Here is a 17,945-nt window from a genome sequence, read left to right as displayed (position 1 = left end):
TACTTATCTAAAAACTGAAATTTCTAAAAACTAATAAGATAAAAAAAACCCGTTATCAAAACGGGTTTTCAGAATACGGGATTCGAAATTAGATTGCGACAACGTTCGCAGCAGACGGGCCTTTCTCGCCCTCAGCAATATCAAACTCTACTTGTTGGCCTTCGGCCAGAGTTTTGAATCCGTTAGACTGAATGGCGGAAAAATGCACAAAAACATCTTTGCTACCATCCTGTGGAGTAATAAAACCGAATCCTTTGGATTCATTAAACCACTTAACGTTACCTTTAACTTTTGACATCAAAACTTACCTTCAATAAAAAAGACACAAACTTAGCGTCACGTACAGTACACCAAATAATATAGTCCACTGTCTGCAACATAGATCACGAAATATATAACAGAATGTAAAAAAAACGTACTTTTCGTTTAATTACATGGATTGATTTTATACGCTAATGGTGATTTCACAAATAAATTAGCGTTTTATTTCAACTCTGTTTACTTTTCGATTTTCTGTTCTTTTCATGCTCTAGTAGCCATCCTTTGATATCTAGCCCACCGGTATAGCCAACCAATTTACCATCATGCCCGATAACTCGATGACAAGGCACAATCAATGAAATAGGATTGCGTGAATTCGCCATACCGACCGCACGACAATAATTTACCGATCCCAACGTTAGTGCCAATTGTTTATAGCTCCACATTTCGCCATAAGGGATGTTACAAAGCTGCTGCCAGACGCGCTTTTGGAATTCAGTTCCCTGCATACTTAAAGGAACTGTAAAAGTTAGCCGCTTTCCTTTGAAATACTCCTGTAATTCTTTTGCACACTGCTTAGTAATAACACTTTTAGATTCTAATTTTTCCTTTTCGTTGACGAAATAGATGCTGGTTACTCCTTCATCGTCCGCACTGATATGTACATAAGGCTTGGGAAATCCTTCTGGAGTATTCAGGTAATGATGATACATAAACTACCTCCATTTAATTTATTATTGAAAATTTCTGTACTAGCCTAAATCTCTCGTTCATCAATTTGCAATGATGAATTCGGTTACACATCTGACAATTTGATAAAGAAACCATCGCGCCCTCTGACAATTAAAATTATGGCTCTGCCAATAAGTTATGACACTTTATTTTTAATGTCACCTATTTAAAAAAGATAAAAACACCATATATAGATAAAATCCATATTTTTATCGCCACATATAGTATTTATTTCAAAAATGAATTATCTCAATATAATATACGAATGTTAGTTTTTATTACTATTAATAATATATAACACTAAGAAATTTTACTAGAAGTGTTATCATTTATGGCAAACACTGTGGTATATACCCAGTAGATTTCAAGTTACAGAACAATAATCAGGAGGGGAAATCTCCCGAAAGAGATACACTACACCGGAACTCATTAATCTAATGGAGCAAAAAAGCCAGTTATATCCAATCATTAAAAGCGTTCACTACAAACTGTGATGAAAATCATACCTTAATTATGGCTCAGGCTTTTCTGCAAGGCACATACATAGAAATGCCCTCATGTTCTGTTCCTGAACAGTAAGCATTTTTTATCTTTCAAACTGTGGAATTACGAAACAGATCTAAAAGATTTCAACTTGGAGAGCAGTGGCAAAAATGAAAAACCCTACCGGCAGAATAGAAACTTAGAAGATAAAAGACAAAAGACGAAGGGTGCATACTCACTTACACAATCATTTAATTGTGTAATTATGGATAACTGCTGTAATTTTTGTTGATTGCTGCAATTTTCAGCCTATTTGGTATACAGTGAAATATTGAAAAAAAATAACTCAGGACTTACAATGAATTTGCTATTTTAGCAATCCTTATAAACTCATAACCATATGCATTAACATACTGTTTAATATAAAAATCTACTGACAACTTGGCAATAAAAAATCAAGACTCAGAAATAAATATTAATCTTTGAAATTCAATTTAGCGCTCCCATTAAATGAATCAGAACAAAAAATAAATATAAAAAACATATTCCATTGTTATATCAATATTTATATGCCACAAAAACACCATTTAAAATATTACACATATGATCATACCCAGCCACTCTATAAACATATTGCAATGATAATTCAAACTGTTAACCTATCAAATATTTTACTTTAGTTCATTAATAAATGAATTTATTAATGAACTAAATCCTATCTGAAAATCAGGCAATAAATCCTAAAAAATAGATAAAAACCAATGCAATATCACTCCTGAAAATAAATTAAAATAATTCATGGTGATAGTTTTTTGTTTTCTAAAAAATTGGGAAATAATCCAAATAAATGAATCTATTACACCATCAAATGCAATTGGATAAATATCATTTTTATTAATAATTCCAAATAATGTGTTGTCAGTACATTTCAATATGTTAGGGTATATGTTGGTAAAATAGTGTTGGAGCGATCGAAAACAATATATCATCATAAACAACAGGAAATATTTATTCCATGTCCATAAAACTTGAAGTTAAGAATCTTTATAAAATATTTGGCGATAATCCTGAACCTGCATTCAGGCTATTAGCATCCGGTCTCAGCAAAGAGCAAATATTCGAAAAAACGGGTCTCACCGTCGGTGTTCAAAATACCAATCTGGTCATTGAAGAAGGCGAAATATTTGTGATCATGGGGTTATCTGGTTCAGGTAAATCCACACTAGTACGTCTTCTCAATCGCCTGATAGAACCTACCAAAGGTCAGGTACTTATCGATAACGAGGATATTTCCACCATCACAGAGCCCCAGTTACGGGAAGTTCGCCGCAGCAAAATCAGCATGGTGTTCCAGTCATTTGCGCTGATGCCACATTTGAATATTCTCGAGAATACGGCGTTTGGCATGGAGCTCGCAGGCGTCCCAAAAGAAGAGCGCCATCAAAAAGCATTTGAAACGCTGAAACAAGTTAATCTGGAAAGTTATGCCCTATCATACCCCGATGAACTTTCCGGTGGTATGCAGCAACGTATTGGGCTAGCCAGAGCTTTGGCCAACAATCCCGATATTCTGTTAATGGATGAGGCCTTTTCAGCCCTCGATCCTCTAATACGTACTGAAATGCAAGATGAACTACTGCGTCTACAAGGAGAGCACCAACGTACCGTTGTTTTTATTTCCCATGACTTGGATGAAGCAATGCGTATCGGCGATCGCATTGCCATCATGCAAGGCGGCATTGTCGTTCAGGTCGGTACACCTGATGAGATTTTGAATAATCCCGCTAATGATTATGTCAAAACTTTCTTCCGTGGCGTGAATATCAGCCATGTCTTCTCAGCAAAAGATATTGCCCGCCGTCGGCCAGAAGTACTGCTGCATACCGCAGCAGGTTTTGGCCCCCGCTCTGCATTGAAAGTACTGGATAATGAGGACAGAAATTATGGCTATTTGATCGAAAGAGGCCAAAAGTTTATTGGCGTGGTATCTGTCAATTCTCTGCAACAAGCATTGACAGAAAAAAAGTCCATTGAACATGCCATATTGGAAGAACCAGCCGCCGTTTCAGCAGATATTCCTCTGAATGAATTGATATCCACCGTCGCACAATCTCCCTGCGCAGTTCCTGTCATAGATGACGATGGTCGTTATTTAGGCATCATTTCCAAAGGAATATTGCTACAGGCTTTAGATAAGGAGACACCCAATGAACAATAACTCTCCACAAGCAGTCACGGATCCTACTATCGGCAGTGATCCTTGGATAGACAGCGCTACCGCTTCTCCCTCATCAAACTATGATTGGCTGAATACATCTGCAACCGATATTCCTCCAGAACACTTTAATATTATGTCACCTTTTCAGCACAAGCTAATTCCGTTTGATTCATGGGTGACCAATATCGTTGATTGGGTTGTCGTACATTTCCGGCCAGTTTTTCAGGTAATTCGTGTCCCTGTAGATTTGATCCTCAGCGGCTTTGAACAATTCCTGATGACATTGCCCCCTCCCATCACCATTCTGTTTTTCGCATTGCTGGCCTGGCAACTTGCTGGTGCTGGGATAGGAGCGGTTTCCTTAATTTCATTGATCATGATCGGTGCAATTGGCGCATGGTCAGAAGCTATGATCACAATGGCTCTCGTGCTTACCGCCCTACTGTTCTGCATTATAATCGGACTTCCTCTCGGGATCTGGTTGGCCCGCAATGAACGGCTAGCCAAAATTGTTCGTCCCTTGCTGGATGCTATGCAAACCACTCCCGCTTTTGTTTATCTCATTCCTATCGTCATGCTGTTTGGTATAGGTAATGTACCCGGTGTCATGGTCACAATCATTTTTGCTTTGCCTCCCATTATTCGTCTGACAATTTTAGGAATAAAACAAGTTCCATCAGATTTAATTGAGGCCGCCAGATCATTTGGGGCAAGTCCACGACAGATGTTGTTCAAGGTTCAACTTCCGTTGGCGATGCCTACGATTATGGCTGGTGTGAATCAGACATTAATGCTAGCGCTTTCCATGGTCGTCATTGCTTCCATGATTGCGGTTGGCGGCTTGGGGCAGATGGTATTGCGCGGTATTGGTCGTCTTGATATAGGGTTAGCATCCGTTGGCGGTACAGGAATTGTTATGCTTGCCATTATCCTTGATCGCCTGACCCAATCTCTGGGAAAAAATAATCGAACCAAAGGAGGCTACTGGTATCATTCTGGGCCAATAGGGTTACTTCGCCTACTTTTTCTCTCAACTCTCCCAATCAGAAAAAAAGCTGCCCATCAAAATCAAAATAGTACCAATCAAAACAATCCTCTAAAAACGATATCCGATCCGACAAAAAAAGGAGGAAATAATCATGCGCATAACCGCCTTACGCAAAAAACTCATGAATAAGGGGATAATTTTTGGAGCACTCCTAATAGCATTCATGGGCTTTTCTTTATCATCTGCGGTATCTGCAACTGAACTTCCGGGCAAAGGAATCAGTGTACAACCTTTGCAAAGTACCATCAGCGAAGAAACGTTTCAGACTTTGATTGTCTGCAAGGCATTAAAAGAACTCGGCTATGATGTCAAACCGATCAAGGAAGTTGATTATAACGTCGCTTATGCTTCCATTGCTGCCGGTGACGGCACATTTATGGCCGTCAATTGGGTGCCGCTCCATGATGCCTCATACAAAGCGGCAGGGGGGGATAACATATTCTACCGCAAGGGAAATTATGTCGTGAATGCGGTTCAGGGATATCTGATTGATAAAAAAACGGCAGAAAAATACCACATTACCAATATCGCTCAATTAAAAGATCCTAAACTGGCCAAACTGTTTGATAGCAATGGAGATGGAAAAGCTGATTTAACAGGCTGTAACCCTGGGTGGGGATGCGAAAAAGCAATCAATAGTCAATTGAAGGCTTATGGATTGAAAAATACTGTGGAACATAATCAGGGCAATTATGCTGCCATGATGGCTGATACTATTGCCCGTTATCGGGAAGGTAAACCTATCCTCTATTATACTTGGACACCTTACTGGGTTAGCGATGTACTGAAACCCGGAAAAGATGTCGTCTGGCTTCAAGTGCCCTTTTCCGCCCTTGGTGATGGAGAAACAATCGATACCCAGTTGCCCAATGGTCGTAACTATGGTTTCCCTCCCAGTACCATGCATATCGTGGCAAACAAAGCATGGGCAGATAAAAATCCTGCTGCGGCAAAACTTTTTGCTGTTATGACTCTACCCATTGCTGATATCAATGCTCAAAACCAATATATGCATAGCAATAAAATTTCTGAAGCTGATATTGAACGCCAAGCTGAAGGCTGGATCAAGTCACACCATAAAACAGTAGATCATTGGCTAAAAGCAGCAAGAAAATCTGCGAATTAAAATGTAAATTGACCTTAGCCCCCACTCTGTGCTAAATAGCCATGAAAATATTAATAAAATTCATGGCTATTTAGCACATGTTCTTCATATCACCGCTAAATTCTTTGTTCCCAATGGAATTATTTAAATAATTTATATATTTCATATTTTCACTTTCATAATATTTTGTTAAGGTTGTTTTATCTATTAACAAAAAAACAAAATACTCCATGCCAATGCCTGATAAATCTGCACCTGATATGCCAATATCTGATGCATCAGAATCCGAGACGGCTCAACCACACAAGGTTTCTTCATTTAAAGAAGGTATCTTTGATAGTCTCCCTATCGCCATTGGCTATATTCCTATCTCTTTTGCATTTGGCTTAAGCGCTATTAAACTGGGATTTACTCCCATAGAAGCCATCTTTTTTTCATGTGTCATTTATGCTGGAGCCAGCCAGTTTGTTATTACTGCCTTACTGAGCGCAGGAATGTCATTGTGGATTTCGGCTCTGACCGTAATGGCAATGGATATCCGCCATATTTTGTATGGCCCTGCCTTACGTCATCGCATCAAGCAAACACTATCGGAAAAGAAAACCGTGATTTGGGCCTTTGGCCTGACAGATGAAGTTTTTGCCGCAGCTACAACTAAACTGATTGAAAACCAACGGAGTTGGAGTGAAAACTGGATGGTCGCTATTGCAATATGCTCCTGGCTCTCTTGGGTATTGGGTACCGTAGCAGGCGCCATATTAGGCAATGGTTATCTGAATTCTTATCCCGCGGTTGAAGCTGCCATGGCATTTATGCTTCCAGCTCTGTTTTTGAGTTTTTTATTAGCTTCATTCAAAAGACAAAATAGCTACTGTGTTACCGCTGCCTTATTAGGCGCTTTAATGGGCATTACATTTTTTTCAATACCCGTCGCCATTCTTGCGGGAATTATCAGTGGATGTGTAGCAGCACTTCTGCAAACTAAAAATGCACAGTTGAATACAAGCACAACACATGGAAAGTAAATTATATGATTGATAATAAAATATTTTTCATTGGAATTGTTGTAGGCGTAGCCAACTTTTTATTCCGCTATCTTCCTCTGCGCCTAGGAGGTAACCGCTCATCTACAGGAACAACAGGGAAAATGGGAGTCATACTCGATAGCATTGGTATTGCATCAATTTGCTCACTCCTCATCGTCTCAAGCATTCCTAACGTAATGGAAGAGCACAACAAATTTTTTCCGACTTTAATTGGATGCCTAACCATTTGCCTTTTTTTCTATAAAACACGAAGCATCATCATCTCTACACTATCTGGTGCCGTGGTTTTTGGTGTAATATTCAAGGTATTTATGAATTAGGTATCAATATTAAAAGAATTATGATGATAACAAATAACTATAATTGCTAAATTTAACTTTTAATATAGTATTTGTATGGTTTTTAACAGAAGTTACTTTACCGGTTGAAACTAATAAGGTATCTAAACAATGGAAAGTTCATTCACTCCCACAGAAGAGTTACTTAATTGCCGTGTAGCACAGCAAAAGAGTTTACCCTATCAAGAGATTTTACTCACTCGCTTATCTATGCATGTCCAGAGTAAACTTCTGGAAAATCGCAATAACATGCTGAAAGCACAAGGAATCAATGAAACCTTGTTTATGGCTCTGATGATTCTGGATACCAAAGACAGTCGTAGCATTCAGCCATCAGAACTTAGCGCTGCATTAGGCTCTTCCCGTACAAATGCAACCCGAATTGCAGATGAATTAGAAAAGCAAGGTTGGATAGAGAGAAAGGAGAGTCATAACGATCGTCGTTGTCTCCATCTTCATCTTACAGATAAAGGTTCAAATTTCTTGAATAGTTTGCTCCCACCTCAGCATGAATGCCTGATCAAACTTTGGTCTATTCTTGATTTAAATGAGAAAGAGCAATTAGAGAAATTGATGAGAAAAATTTTGGGGCAATTAGATAATATTGGGGATTGTTTAAGTAAGTGATTTCCCTTCTTCTAAACAGTTTTGAACCAAGAAAGCATGTTATAGCAACATGACCTAAAAAACTTTTCTACAAGCCTGTATCATCTGATACTCCATATGGCTGCTATTATCTTCAGATAATATTTCAATCCATACCGTTCACCCTTCCAGTAGTGTAAACACGCACTACTGGAAGCGTGTTGTATCCAGCAAAACTATACAAGCAATAATCAGTTATGAACAAATACGGGGACTCCCTATGAGTGTTAGTGAGAAAACACCACTTCCGTCGAGCGCAGGGCCGCTTCCTATGAGCGAAAAAAATGATACTGAAAAACCAGATCCTGAAAAACATAGCGCTGAAAAACATGGTGCTCAAAAAAACAGTGCTAAAAAAAGTAGCGCTAAAAAACGAAAACGCCGCAGCATCATTACGTTATTGACGTTACTCTTCCTTTTACTTGGCGCCAGTTATACCGTTTACTGGTTTATCACTTTACGTTATCAACAAGAGACCGAAAATGCTTATGTCTCTGGCAATAAAGTACAAGTGATGTCGCAAATTGCAGGCAGCGTCGTGACTGTTAATGTTGATGATACTGATTTTGTGAAAAGTGGTCAGCCCATCGTCCAGCTCGATCCCCGTGACGCCGAATTGGCCTTGAAACGAGCCGAAAATGAATTAGCCAATACTGTCCGGGCTACTCACCAGCATATGGTCGATAGTAAAAGATACCAAGCTATCATTGAGCTGAAAAAAATTGCTCTCAGAAAAGCCCAGAATGACCTTAACCGAAGGGAAGTACTGGGAACTCGAGATTTAATCGGTAAAGAAGAGTTGCAACATATGCGTGAAAACGTTGCTGCTGCTCAAGCCGATCTGGATATCGCAATAGCCCAATATAAAAGTAATCAAGCTATTATTCTGGATACCCCTCTGGAAAAACAGCCAGCCATCGAAAAAGCAGCTTCAGGTGTTCGTGATGCATGGCTCACTTTACAGAGAACCAACATTGTCAGCCCTGTTGATGGTTATGTTGCTCGCCGTGGTGTTCAGATAGGCTCCCGTATCAATTCAGGAACACCATTAATGGCGATCGTACCTGCCAATAATATGTGGATTGACGCTAATTTCAAAGAAACTCAGCTTGCAAATATGCGTATTGGTCAGCCCGCTAAAATCATCAGCGATTTCTATGGTGATGAAGTTATCTATACTGGCAAGGTTGTCGGAATCGATATGGGAACCGGTAGCGCCTTTTCCATATTACCAGCGCAAAATGCCAGCGGAAACTGGATTAAGGTAGTACAACGCCTGCCAGTCCGTATTGAGCTTGATCCTGAACAATTAAAACAGCATCCCCTGCGGATTGGGTTATCCACAAAAGTTACTGTAGACACTGTGAACACCAATGGAACAGTACTGGCAACAACTGAACGCACTCTCCCTGCCTACCACACCAATGCCTTGACGATCGATATGGCTCCTGTAAATAAAATAGTTACTGACATTATTAACAGTAATTCAGGAAATCAACCTTAAGGGGGAAGCATGGTAACAAGAGAACCGTTTACAGGTGCGAAACTCGCTCTTCTGACCATTACTCTTTCAATGGCGACTTTCATGCTTGTTCTCGACTCTACCATTGCCAACGTCGCCATACCGACGATTGCTGGTAATCTAGGTGCATCGAGCTCACAGGGAACATGGGTGATTACCTCCTTCGGTGTCGCAAACGCTATTTCCATTCCAATTACCGGTTGGCTAGCGAAGCGCTTTGGTGAAGTGAGATTGTTCATCTGGTCTACCGCGATTTTTACTCTTTCATCTTGGCTGTGTGGTCTTTCCAACAGCCTCAGCATGTTGATTTTCTTCCGTATTATTCAAGGATTGGCTGCTGGCCCCGTACTTCCTCTTTGCCAAAGTTTGCTACTAAATAATTATCCAATAGCTAAACGAAACATGGCATTGGCGTTGTGGTCGGTAATGATCGTGGTTGCTCCCATTTGTGGTCCTATCCTTGGCGGCTATATCAGTGACAACTATCATTGGGGATGGATTTTTTTCATCAATATTCCCCTTGGTATCGCAATTATCTTTGTCATCATGCAGTTATTGCGCGGCCGAGAAACAAAAACAGAAATACGCCCTATCGATATTACTGGACTGTTTTTACTGGTGATTGGTATAGGCAGCCTGCAAGTTATGCTTGACCAAGGCAAAGAACTTGATTGGTTTCACTCCACGGAGATTATTGTTCTTACTATTATTGCGATTGCCGCACCCATTTTCCTGATTATATGGGAACTAACTGATGATCATCCGATAATCGATCTATCTCTATTTAAACAACGCAATTTTTCCATTGGTACACTGAGTATTAGCCTTGGTTTCATGATGTACTTTGGTTCGATTGTTTTACTGCCACAACTGCTGCAAGAAGTTTTCGGCTATACCGCAACTTGGGCTGGCTTTGCAGCCGCACCTGTAGGATTGCTGCCACTATTGCTGTCCCCCGTCATTGGTAAATTTGGCCACAAGATAGATATGCGCTATATTGTGACATTCAGTTTCGTCACTTATGCTATTTGTTTCTATTGGCGAGCATATACCTTTGAGCCCGGCATGGATTTTGCCGCCGTTGCATGGCCTCAATTTGTTCAGGGTCTTGCCATGGCATGTTTCTTTATGCCACTGACAACCATTACATTATCAGGGCTAGCACCAGAGCGAATGGCCTCGGCTTCCAGCTTGTCAAATTTTACCCGCATACTGTCGGGTTCAATCGGAACATCTCTCACAACTACAATATGGACACAGCGTGAATCCATGCACCATGCCAATTTTGTAGAAAACATCAACCCATATAACCCCAATTATCAGCAAATTCATCAGCAGCTCTCTCAACTGGGTATGAATGATGAACAAATTTCAGCTTATCTGGCAAAAGAGATCACACATCAAGGGTTAATTATCTCAGCCAATGAAATCTTTTGGCTTTCAGCAGGAGCATTCCTTGTCTTGATCTTATTGATCTGGATGGCAAAACCACCTTTTTCTGCCGGTGGCAAAGATCAGGGAGGAGCGCATTAAGCTTATGAAATTAAATTTATTTCATTAAATATACTGGTTTTAACGGGAGTACTTACTCCCGTTACAGACCGCTGACTAAATAGTCAGGGCCAATTAATAATGGAGATTAAACTATCTCTTTCTGTTTTCAAATCACTCATTTTTAACTAAATAGCAACTTGAGAACTGATCTATATAAAAATCACACTTTATTCTGGCGCCACCATTCCGCCAGCATAATACCTGTTGCAACAGAAACGTTCAGGCTCTCCACGCGACCAGTTCCACCGATGGAAAGGCGGATGTCGCCATCTTCCCAAGTACTGTCACTTAACCCGTCACTTTCCTGACCCAATACCAAGACCATTTTTTCCGGTAATGTTGCTTGTGCCAGTGTTGTGCTACCTTTATGACTTGATGTAGTCACAATGGTGTAACCTTCATTGCGGAATTTACTCAGCGTAGCCGTAAATCCATCTGCATCAATACCTTTGATGTGTTCAGCTCCACCCTCTGCTGTACGAACAGCCGCGCCTGATTCCAGCATCGACGTATCCTGCAAAATCACACCCTGCACGCCAAAATGCGCACAACTACGCATAATTGCACCAAGATTATGTGGATTGCCTACGTTTTCCAATGCCAACACACAATCTTTCGCTGGGGTCTGCTGCAAATAAGTTTCCGCATCCAAGCCATTACGTTTCTTAATCAGGAAACATACGCCACCATGGTGCTCTGTGCCTGATGCCTTAGATAATTCTTCATCGTCAACCACATGATAAGCTTTGCGATTTGCCGCCATCCATTTCAGTGCATTGCGAAAACGCGGGGTGACTGATTGAACAAACCAAGCCCGAACAATCGCATCAGGGCGGTTCTGGTACATTGCCTGACAAGCATTTTCCCCATAGATACGGGTTTCTTCCAAACGCTGGCGGCGGAGCTGTTCAGGATCAATATGACTTTTGCCACTGATACCACTATGCTCTAGCTTTAAAGATTCGCCCTCAGGGCGAGAGATCGTTTTCCACGGAGAACTATCGCCTGAACGTGCCGGACGATCATAGTCACGACGACGGTCATCTTGCTCACGCCCTTTACCAAACGGACGTTTATCATTTTTACGGTTGTCACTGTTTTTACGACGATCACCGCCTTTACGGCTATCGTTATTGTCCTCATTGCGGACATACATTACTTTGACTTTGCCGCTCTTACCACTATAGGAATCGTTCATTTATTTCTCCAACTACGTTATGGCGCGAAGATTACCCGATGTACGCGCCCGAAGCTACCTCTGGCAACGACAATCCATTAAAATATCCGCTAATTTTTTATTGGCTTTATCCACAGACATGTTTGAGTTCTTAAATGAGAAATAACAACGCCGTTTATCAGCTTCGCCAACATCGCCTTGCCCGTTCTACCCGCCCTTTTCAGGCAAGGGGTTGCCGGGTGCAGCGTTGCCTGCATTGTTTATTACCCCAAAAAAAATGCCTGTGTGAAATGATTTCACCAGCAAATGCGGCAAGCCGCTTCTGTCTCATCATGTTTGATACTGAGCCAATGAAACCCAGTAATACCGGAAAGTTGATTGCAGATATTCTGCCCGATACACACGCTTTTCTCTGGTCCAGAACCGAGCCAGATCAACAACTGCTTGAAGTGTTGCGCGATCCAATCCGACAACCCTATCTGATCTTCCCGGACAGTTATGCCACGCCTCCTCGAACGGTGTATCAGAAAATCCCTGATAACCAGAAATCACCTCTGTTCATTATATTGGATGGTACTTGGCCCGAAGCAAGAAAAATGTTTCGCAAAAGCCCATATTTGGATGATATTCCGCTGTTATCCATTAATGGCCTTGCCAAAATGGACTATTTGCTTCGGGTGCCTTCCAGAACAGAGCAGCATTGTACCGCCGAAGTCGCAGCTGCGGCATTAGAATTGGCAGGGGATGTTAATGCATCACAATCATTATTGGGCCATTTCAATCATTTTCGTGAACAATATCTGGCAGGAAAATCTAATCATCTGTAGGAACAAATCACAGTAGTGCTTGACAATCCGCGCTAAAGTGACTGATGGTGGTCAAAGTTAATCATGGTAATTTTTAATCAACAGTGATTGTTTATTGATGTGATAACTGATGAGGAATCCCCAAAATGAGCCAGCGCGGACTTGAAGCATTATTACGCCCTAAATCTATCGCCGTTATTGGTGCTTCTGAAAAGCCAGAAAAAGCCAGCTCAATGTTGATGCGGAATTTGCTGATGGGAGGGTTTACGGGACCTATTCTTCCCGTCACACCAAACAAATCTGCCGTTTTAGGGGTGTTAGCTTATCCTTCAATCGATAAATTACCATTGACTCCGGATTTAGCGGTGATCTGCACTCATCATAGCCGCAATTTGTCTTTGCTGGAACAACTGGCTCAACACGGATGCAAAACCGTGATTATTTTATCCTCTCCACCAACACAATTTACTGAATTGAAACAATGCAGCCAAAAACATCATATCCGAATTCTGGGACCAAATAGCCTTGGCATTCTGGCACCTTGGTATGGGCTGAATGCCAGTTTTTCACCCATCCCTATTCTTAAGGGGAAACTGGCTTTTATTTCGCAATCAGCAGCAATATCAAACACAATCCTGGACTGGGCAAATCATCGTAATATTGGTTTTTCGTATTTTATTGCTTTGGGAGACAGTGTTGATATTGATATCGATGACCTGCTCGACTTTCTGGCAAGAGACAGCAAGACCAGTGCCATTTTGTTACACCTCGAACACATCAGCGATGCCCGACGTTTTCTTTCAGCCTCCCGAAGCGCTTCGCGCAATAAACCTATTCTGGTCGTAAAAAGCAGCCGTACCCGAAAAGCTCAGCAGTTATTGGGAGAACAACAAAATTTTGATGCTGCTTATGACGCAGCTATTCAACGTGCCGGATTACTACGTGTACAGGATACGCATGAAATGTTTTCCGCAGTGGAAACATTAAGTTTTATGCGCCCATTGCGCGGGGAACGTTTATTAATCGTCAGTAATGGTGCAGCACCAGCAGCAATGGCGCTGGATGAGTTACTCAGGAGAACTGGCAAACTCGCTATGTTAGGAAAGGAAACGCTCAATGGATTATCTGCTATCTTACCCAATATGTTTATTTTGCGTAATCCATTAGATATTGGTGATGACTCCTCAACCGAACAGTATATTGCTGCACTCAAACTACTTTTGGATAACCACGATTATGATGCCTTGCTGCTAATCCATTCTCCTTGTGCCATATCCCACAGCCAAACGACAGCAGTTCGGGTCATACAGACCATTAAAGAACATCCTCGTGGAAAATGGATCACCATTTTTACTAATTGGTGCGGAGAATATTCTTCATTAGAAGCTCGACGTTTGTTCAGTGAAGCCGGCATCCCGACTTATCGGACACCTGAAGGAGCTATTACCGCATTTATGCATATGGTGGAGTATCAACGAAACCAAAAACAGCTAAAAGAAACACCATCCTTACCAATTGGCATTACATCAAATACGGCACGAGCCCATGAATGTATACAACATGCCCTTGATAACGGGCATGTCCGGCTGGATACCCATGAAGTACAACCTATCATTGATGCTTACGGTTTAAATACTTTGTCGACTTGGATCGCTCATACCAGTGATGATGCAGTCAATATTGCAGAAAAAATTGGCTATCCTGTGGCATTAAAACTCCGCTCACCAGATATTCCACATAAATCAGAAGTTCAAGGAGTAATGCTTTATTTACGCAATGCCGATGAAGTAAAGACAGCAGCACAAGCGATTATTGAACGTGTCAAACAAAACTTTCCACAAGCCAGAATTCATGGATTACTAGTACAAAGCATGGCTAACCGGGCTGGTGCACAAGAGCTGAGAATTTCTATTGAGCAAGACGAGATATTTGGTCCCTTAATCATGCTGGGAGAAGGGGGAATTGATTGGGTACATGAAACACAGGCAGCAGTCGCCCTTCCTCCCCTTAATATGGCATTAGCCCGTTATCTGGTTATTCAGGCAATTAAAAGTGGCAAAATAAAATCTGGTGGCTCAATTTTACCTCTGGATATTCTCGCCCTAAGTCAGTTATTGGTCAGAGTATCCAACCTTCTGATCGACTGCCCTCAAATTATTCGTATGAATATCCATCCACTGCTTGCATCAGGCAATGAATTCACTCTATTGGATGTAGCAATGGAATTGACGCCAGTAACTGGCGATCCTCGCAAAAGACTTGCTATCCGGCCTTATCCCAATGAGCTGGAAGAAACTATCTACATAAAAGACGATTTTGAGTGTTTACTACGACCAATCCTGCCGGAAGATGAACCTTTGTTGAAAGAATTTATCCGGCAAGTGACGAAAGAAGATCTTTATTATCGTTATTTCAGTGAAATCAGCGAGTTTACTCATGATGATCTCGCAAACATGACCCAAATTGACTACGACCGAGAAATGGCATTTGTGGCGATCCGCCATCCAAAAACAACACCTGAAATTATTGGTGTCGCTCGTGCCATGGCCGATCCTGATAATATCGAAGCAGAATTTGCGATATTAGTTCGATCAGATCTCAAGGGAATTACGTTAGGCTATCAGCTTATGACTAAGTTGATTCACTACACAAGAGAACATGGTATTCAGGCACTAACAGCCATCACTATGCCTGAAAACCGTAACATGATTCAATTGGCGAAAAAACTTGGATTTACCATTGATATACAGTTAGAAGATGGCATTGTTAATCTTATGTTGAAACTCTAGCAACAATAAATTCAGCCTATATCTCATGATGAACATCACGGATAATAATATATTCTCACTTAGTGATAAATCGCACAGAATTAAACCAATCATCTCAGGAGAGTTAATTCATACTCACAATGAACGAAACTAATGGTATTATCGTCAGTTCATTTTTATTCATACACCTTATGATGGTATTGATTCCATCTAAACTAAGAGAAAAAACGCACTGTGATGTTGTCCATATTTAAGCAAGCAAAACACCAACAACACCTTGCACAACTGCCTAAGCTACCGCAGTCAGTTGCTGACATTGAGACTCTTTATCAAACTAAAGTGTTTCGCAGCGCCTTACTAGAGCACATTGCAAATGCCCAAAAACATATTTATATCGCTGCATTATATTTAGAAAATGATGATGCCGGATGGGATATTCTGATTGCGCTATATGTTGCAAAAAAAAATCACCCCGAATTGGATATCAAAATTCTGGTTGATTGGCATCGTGCTCAACGTGGTCGGATTGGTGTAGCAGCTGCGGCAACAAATGCAGATTGGTACTGTTCCATGACTGAAAGATATCCTGGTGTTAATATTCCTATTCTGGGTGTTCCGGTGAATACACGTGAAGCGCTGGGAGTTTTACATCTAAAAGGGTTCATCTTTGATGATACGGTTATTTATAGCGGAGCCAGCATTAATGATGTCTATCTGCACCGTTATGAAAAATATCGTTATGATCGTTATCATATACTGCATAACGCAAAACTTGCCTCAGTCATGAAGCAATTTATTGATGACAGTATTATTAGTGCTGAAGCCGTAAAGAATTTGGCCAGCTACAATCGTCCTCGTAGTCTTGAAATTAAATGTTTTATCCGTCAATTTCGTGCTTCATTGAGAAATTCCGAGTATCACGTTGAAAATCAAGCATCAAATGAAGAATTGGCGGTAACTCCTCTTGTTGGGTTGGGGAAAAAGAATCTACTGAACAAAACCATTTATCATCTCATGTCTTCTACCGAAGATAAGTTGGTTATCTGTACACCTTATTTCAATTTACCGGCAGTGCTGGTGCGAGTAATATCTCGGCTACTTCGTCAAGGAAAACAAGTTGAGATTATCATTGGAGACAAAACAGCCAATGATTTTTATATTTCACCAGAAGAACCATTTAAGATCATCGGTGCATTGCCTTATCTGTATGAAATTAATTTGCGTCGTTTTGCTAGTCGACTGCAAAAATTTATCGATAGCCAACAATTGACTATCCGGTTATGGAAAGACCAAGATAATACTTATCACTTAAAAGGGATCTGGATTGATAATAAATGGCAATTAATTACTGGTAATAATCTTAATCCTCGTGCGTGGGGATTGGATCTGGAAAATGCCATTCTTATTCACGATCCCCATCAAGAAATGAAAGAACAACGTACAATGGAGCTAGATTGCATTCGTACTCATACCAAAATTATTTATGATTATCAGGAACTGGAAAGTATCCAGCTCTATCCGGTTAAGGTACGAAAACTGATACGACGTTTGCGCCGTATTAGAGTGGACCGACTAATCAATAGGATACTGTAAAATAGACAATTATTTGATAATTATTGTTTTTCTGATCCCCTCTCGCTATTGCCTGAGGGGATTTTTTGTATATTATTTATCAAACAGCTATGATTTTAAGAAAATAAATCATGGCGTGAATTACGATGAAAAAAAACATCATCATCTTAATAAGAAATATATTAATAATTTTCCCTATTCTATTAACTACTTCTTGCTCTAATCTGCGTCAATCAAATGATAACTGGACAGGAAAAGATAAAGCACAACATTTCTTATTTTCTGCAATTGTAGCTGTCGCAGGAAATGCTTATGGTGATCGTCAAAATTGGGGACATCGTGAAAGTGCACAACTTGGTGTATTACTATCAATCAGTATTGGCGTAGCAAAAGAACTTTATGATAGCCGACCATTAGGAACAGGCTGGAGTTGGCATGATATTGCTTATGACATAGCAGCAGCAGCTGGTTATAGTCTATACCAGTCCATGAAATAATTTTCTAATTCCCAAACGCAAAAAAGCCATCCGGACCCGGATGGCTTCTCTGGCTGATTAGTTGTCTGGCAGTGTCCTACTCTCACATGGGGAGACCCCACACTACCATCGGCGCTACGGTGTTTCACTGCTGAGTTCGGCATGGGGTCAGGTGGGACCACCGCGCTGTTGCC

General features: G+C 40.8%; 15 protein-coding genes and 1 rRNA gene. 12 read left to right on the top strand and 4 right to left on the bottom strand.

Translation table 11 applies throughout. The annotated features are described in order from the left end of the window. Window positions 1–88: 88 nt before the first annotated feature. Together cspE and PSI23_RS12955 are read right to left on the bottom strand one after the other, a co-directional pair. Complete coding sequence (cspE, locus tag PSI23_RS12960; protein WP_092518147.1) at window positions 89–298, bottom strand: transcription antiterminator/RNA stability regulator CspE; 210 nt, start codon at window positions 296–298, stop codon at window positions 89–91. Between the two features lie 190 nt (window positions 299–488). Then, window positions 489–974: a methylated-DNA--[protein]-cysteine S-methyltransferase gene (locus PSI23_RS12955; RefSeq protein ID WP_273555480.1), complete on the bottom strand. Its 486-nt coding sequence runs from the start codon at window positions 972–974 to the stop codon at window positions 489–491. 1,517 nt (window positions 975–2,491) lie between these two features. On the opposite strand from PSI23_RS12955, the gene proV reads away from it, so the two are divergent. From proV to emrB, 8 genes are all read left to right on the top strand, one after another. Next, window positions 2,492–3,694, top strand: a complete 1,203-nt coding sequence (gene proV / locus PSI23_RS12950) for a glycine betaine/L-proline ABC transporter ATP-binding protein ProV (RefSeq protein WP_273555479.1) — start codon at window positions 2,492–2,494, stop codon at window positions 3,692–3,694. Next, window positions 3,684–4,871 carry a glycine betaine/L-proline ABC transporter permease ProW gene (gene proW / locus PSI23_RS12945; protein WP_273555478.1) on the top strand — a complete coding sequence of 396 codons (1,188 nt, stop codon included), beginning with the start codon at window positions 3,684–3,686 and terminating at the stop codon, window positions 4,869–4,871. The genes proV and proW overlap by 11 nt, the downstream gene beginning before the upstream one ends. 34 nt (window positions 4,872–4,905) lie before the next feature. Next, window positions 4,906–5,868: a glycine betaine/L-proline ABC transporter substrate-binding protein ProX gene (gene proX, locus PSI23_RS12940; RefSeq protein WP_373567329.1), complete on the top strand. Its 963-nt coding sequence runs from the start codon at window positions 4,906–4,908 to the stop codon at window positions 5,866–5,868. Between the two features lie 209 nt (window positions 5,869–6,077). Further along, the gene (locus tag PSI23_RS12935; protein WP_373567325.1) at window positions 6,078–6,872 is read left to right on the top strand and encodes an AzlC family ABC transporter permease; all 795 of its coding nucleotides are present in this window, start codon (window positions 6,078–6,080) and stop codon (window positions 6,870–6,872) included. A gap of 8 nt (window positions 6,873–6,880) precedes the next feature. Next, window positions 6,881–7,213, top strand: coding sequence for an L-valine transporter subunit YgaH (gene ygaH / locus PSI23_RS12930; RefSeq protein ID WP_373567328.1), 333 nt, complete (start codon window positions 6,881–6,883; stop codon window positions 7,211–7,213). 129 nt (window positions 7,214–7,342) lie between these two features. Continuing rightward, window positions 7,343–7,858: a transcriptional repressor MprA gene (mprA, locus tag PSI23_RS12925; RefSeq protein ID WP_092518158.1), complete on the top strand. Its 516-nt coding sequence runs from the start codon at window positions 7,343–7,345 to the stop codon at window positions 7,856–7,858. A 289-nt stretch (window positions 7,859–8,147) separates the two neighbouring features. Continuing rightward, window positions 8,148–9,380, top strand: coding sequence for a multidrug efflux MFS transporter periplasmic adaptor subunit EmrA (emrA, locus tag PSI23_RS12920; protein ID WP_273555512.1), 1,233 nt, complete (start codon window positions 8,148–8,150; stop codon window positions 9,378–9,380). A gap of 9 nt (window positions 9,381–9,389) precedes the next feature. Then, complete coding sequence (emrB, locus tag PSI23_RS12915) at window positions 9,390–10,931, top strand: multidrug efflux MFS transporter permease subunit EmrB (protein WP_273555476.1); 1,542 nt, start codon at window positions 9,390–9,392, stop codon at window positions 10,929–10,931. Between the two features lie 181 nt (window positions 10,932–11,112). On the opposite strand, the gene PSI23_RS12910 is transcribed toward emrB, so the two are convergent. Then, entirely contained in the window at window positions 11,113–12,150 is a 1,038-nt protein-coding gene (locus PSI23_RS12910) for a tRNA/rRNA methyltransferase (RefSeq protein WP_273555475.1), read from the bottom strand. Window positions 12,151–12,284: 134 nt separating this feature from the next. On the opposite strand from PSI23_RS12910, the gene PSI23_RS12905 reads away from it, so the two are divergent. From PSI23_RS12905 to PSI23_RS12890, 4 genes are all read left to right on the top strand, one after another. After that, entirely contained in the window at window positions 12,285–12,956 is a 672-nt protein-coding gene (locus PSI23_RS12905) for a tRNA-uridine aminocarboxypropyltransferase (protein ID WP_273555474.1), read from the top strand. Window positions 12,957–13,081: 125 nt separating this feature from the next. Continuing rightward, window positions 13,082–15,724 (top strand): bifunctional acetate--CoA ligase family protein/GNAT family N-acetyltransferase, encoded by a 2,643-nt coding sequence (locus tag PSI23_RS12900; RefSeq protein ID WP_273555473.1) that lies wholly within the window; start codon window positions 13,082–13,084, stop codon window positions 15,722–15,724. Between the two features lie 213 nt (window positions 15,725–15,937). Then, window positions 15,938–17,296, top strand: coding sequence for a CDP-diacylglycerol--serine O-phosphatidyltransferase (pssA, locus tag PSI23_RS12895; RefSeq protein WP_273555472.1), 1,359 nt, complete (start codon window positions 15,938–15,940; stop codon window positions 17,294–17,296). A gap of 125 nt (window positions 17,297–17,421) precedes the next feature. After that, entirely contained in the window at window positions 17,422–17,772 is a 351-nt protein-coding gene (locus PSI23_RS12890; RefSeq protein ID WP_273555471.1) for a YfiM family lipoprotein, read from the top strand. A gap of 63 nt (window positions 17,773–17,835) precedes the next feature. Here PSI23_RS12890 and rrf read toward each other — a convergent pair. Then, window positions 17,836–17,945, bottom strand: a 5S ribosomal RNA gene (gene rrf, locus PSI23_RS12885); the annotation flags it as partial.

It is taken from the genome of Xenorhabdus yunnanensis (genome assembly GCF_028598805.1).
Taxonomy (GTDB): Bacteria; Pseudomonadota; Gammaproteobacteria; order Enterobacterales; family Enterobacteriaceae; genus Xenorhabdus; species Xenorhabdus yunnanensis.
Note: the sequence above shows the minus strand (reverse complement) of the source record. Positions and strands in the feature narration are given on the sequence as shown.

Coding starts and splice junctions, on each gene's coding strand:
- cspE (WP_092518147.1), bottom strand. CDS start 298: ATGTCAAAAGTTAAAGGTAACGTTAAGTGGTTTAATGAATCCAAAGGA.
- PSI23_RS12955 (WP_273555480.1), bottom strand. CDS start 974: ATGTATCATCATTACCTGAATACTCCAGAAGGATTTCCCAAGCCTTAT.
- proV (WP_273555479.1), top strand. CDS start 2,492: ATGTCCATAAAACTTGAAGTTAAGAATCTTTATAAAATATTTGGCGAT.
- proW (WP_273555478.1), top strand. CDS start 3,684: ATGAACAATAACTCTCCACAAGCAGTCACGGATCCTACTATCGGCAGT.
- proX (WP_373567329.1), top strand. CDS start 4,906: ATGGGCTTTTCTTTATCATCTGCGGTATCTGCAACTGAACTTCCGGGC.
- PSI23_RS12935 (WP_373567325.1), top strand. CDS start 6,078: ATGCCAATGCCTGATAAATCTGCACCTGATATGCCAATATCTGATGCA.
- mprA (WP_092518158.1), top strand. CDS start 7,343: ATGGAAAGTTCATTCACTCCCACAGAAGAGTTACTTAATTGCCGTGTA.
- emrA (WP_273555512.1), top strand. CDS start 8,148: ATGAGCGAAAAAAATGATACTGAAAAACCAGATCCTGAAAAACATAGC.
- emrB (WP_273555476.1), top strand. CDS start 9,390: ATGGTAACAAGAGAACCGTTTACAGGTGCGAAACTCGCTCTTCTGACC.
- PSI23_RS12910 (WP_273555475.1), bottom strand. CDS start 12,150: ATGAACGATTCCTATAGTGGTAAGAGCGGCAAAGTCAAAGTAATGTAT.
- PSI23_RS12905 (WP_273555474.1), top strand. CDS start 12,285: ATGAGAAATAACAACGCCGTTTATCAGCTTCGCCAACATCGCCTTGCC.
- PSI23_RS12900 (WP_273555473.1), top strand. CDS start 13,082: ATGAGCCAGCGCGGACTTGAAGCATTATTACGCCCTAAATCTATCGCC.
- PSI23_RS12890 (WP_273555471.1), top strand. CDS start 17,422: ATGAAAAAAAACATCATCATCTTAATAAGAAATATATTAATAATTTTC.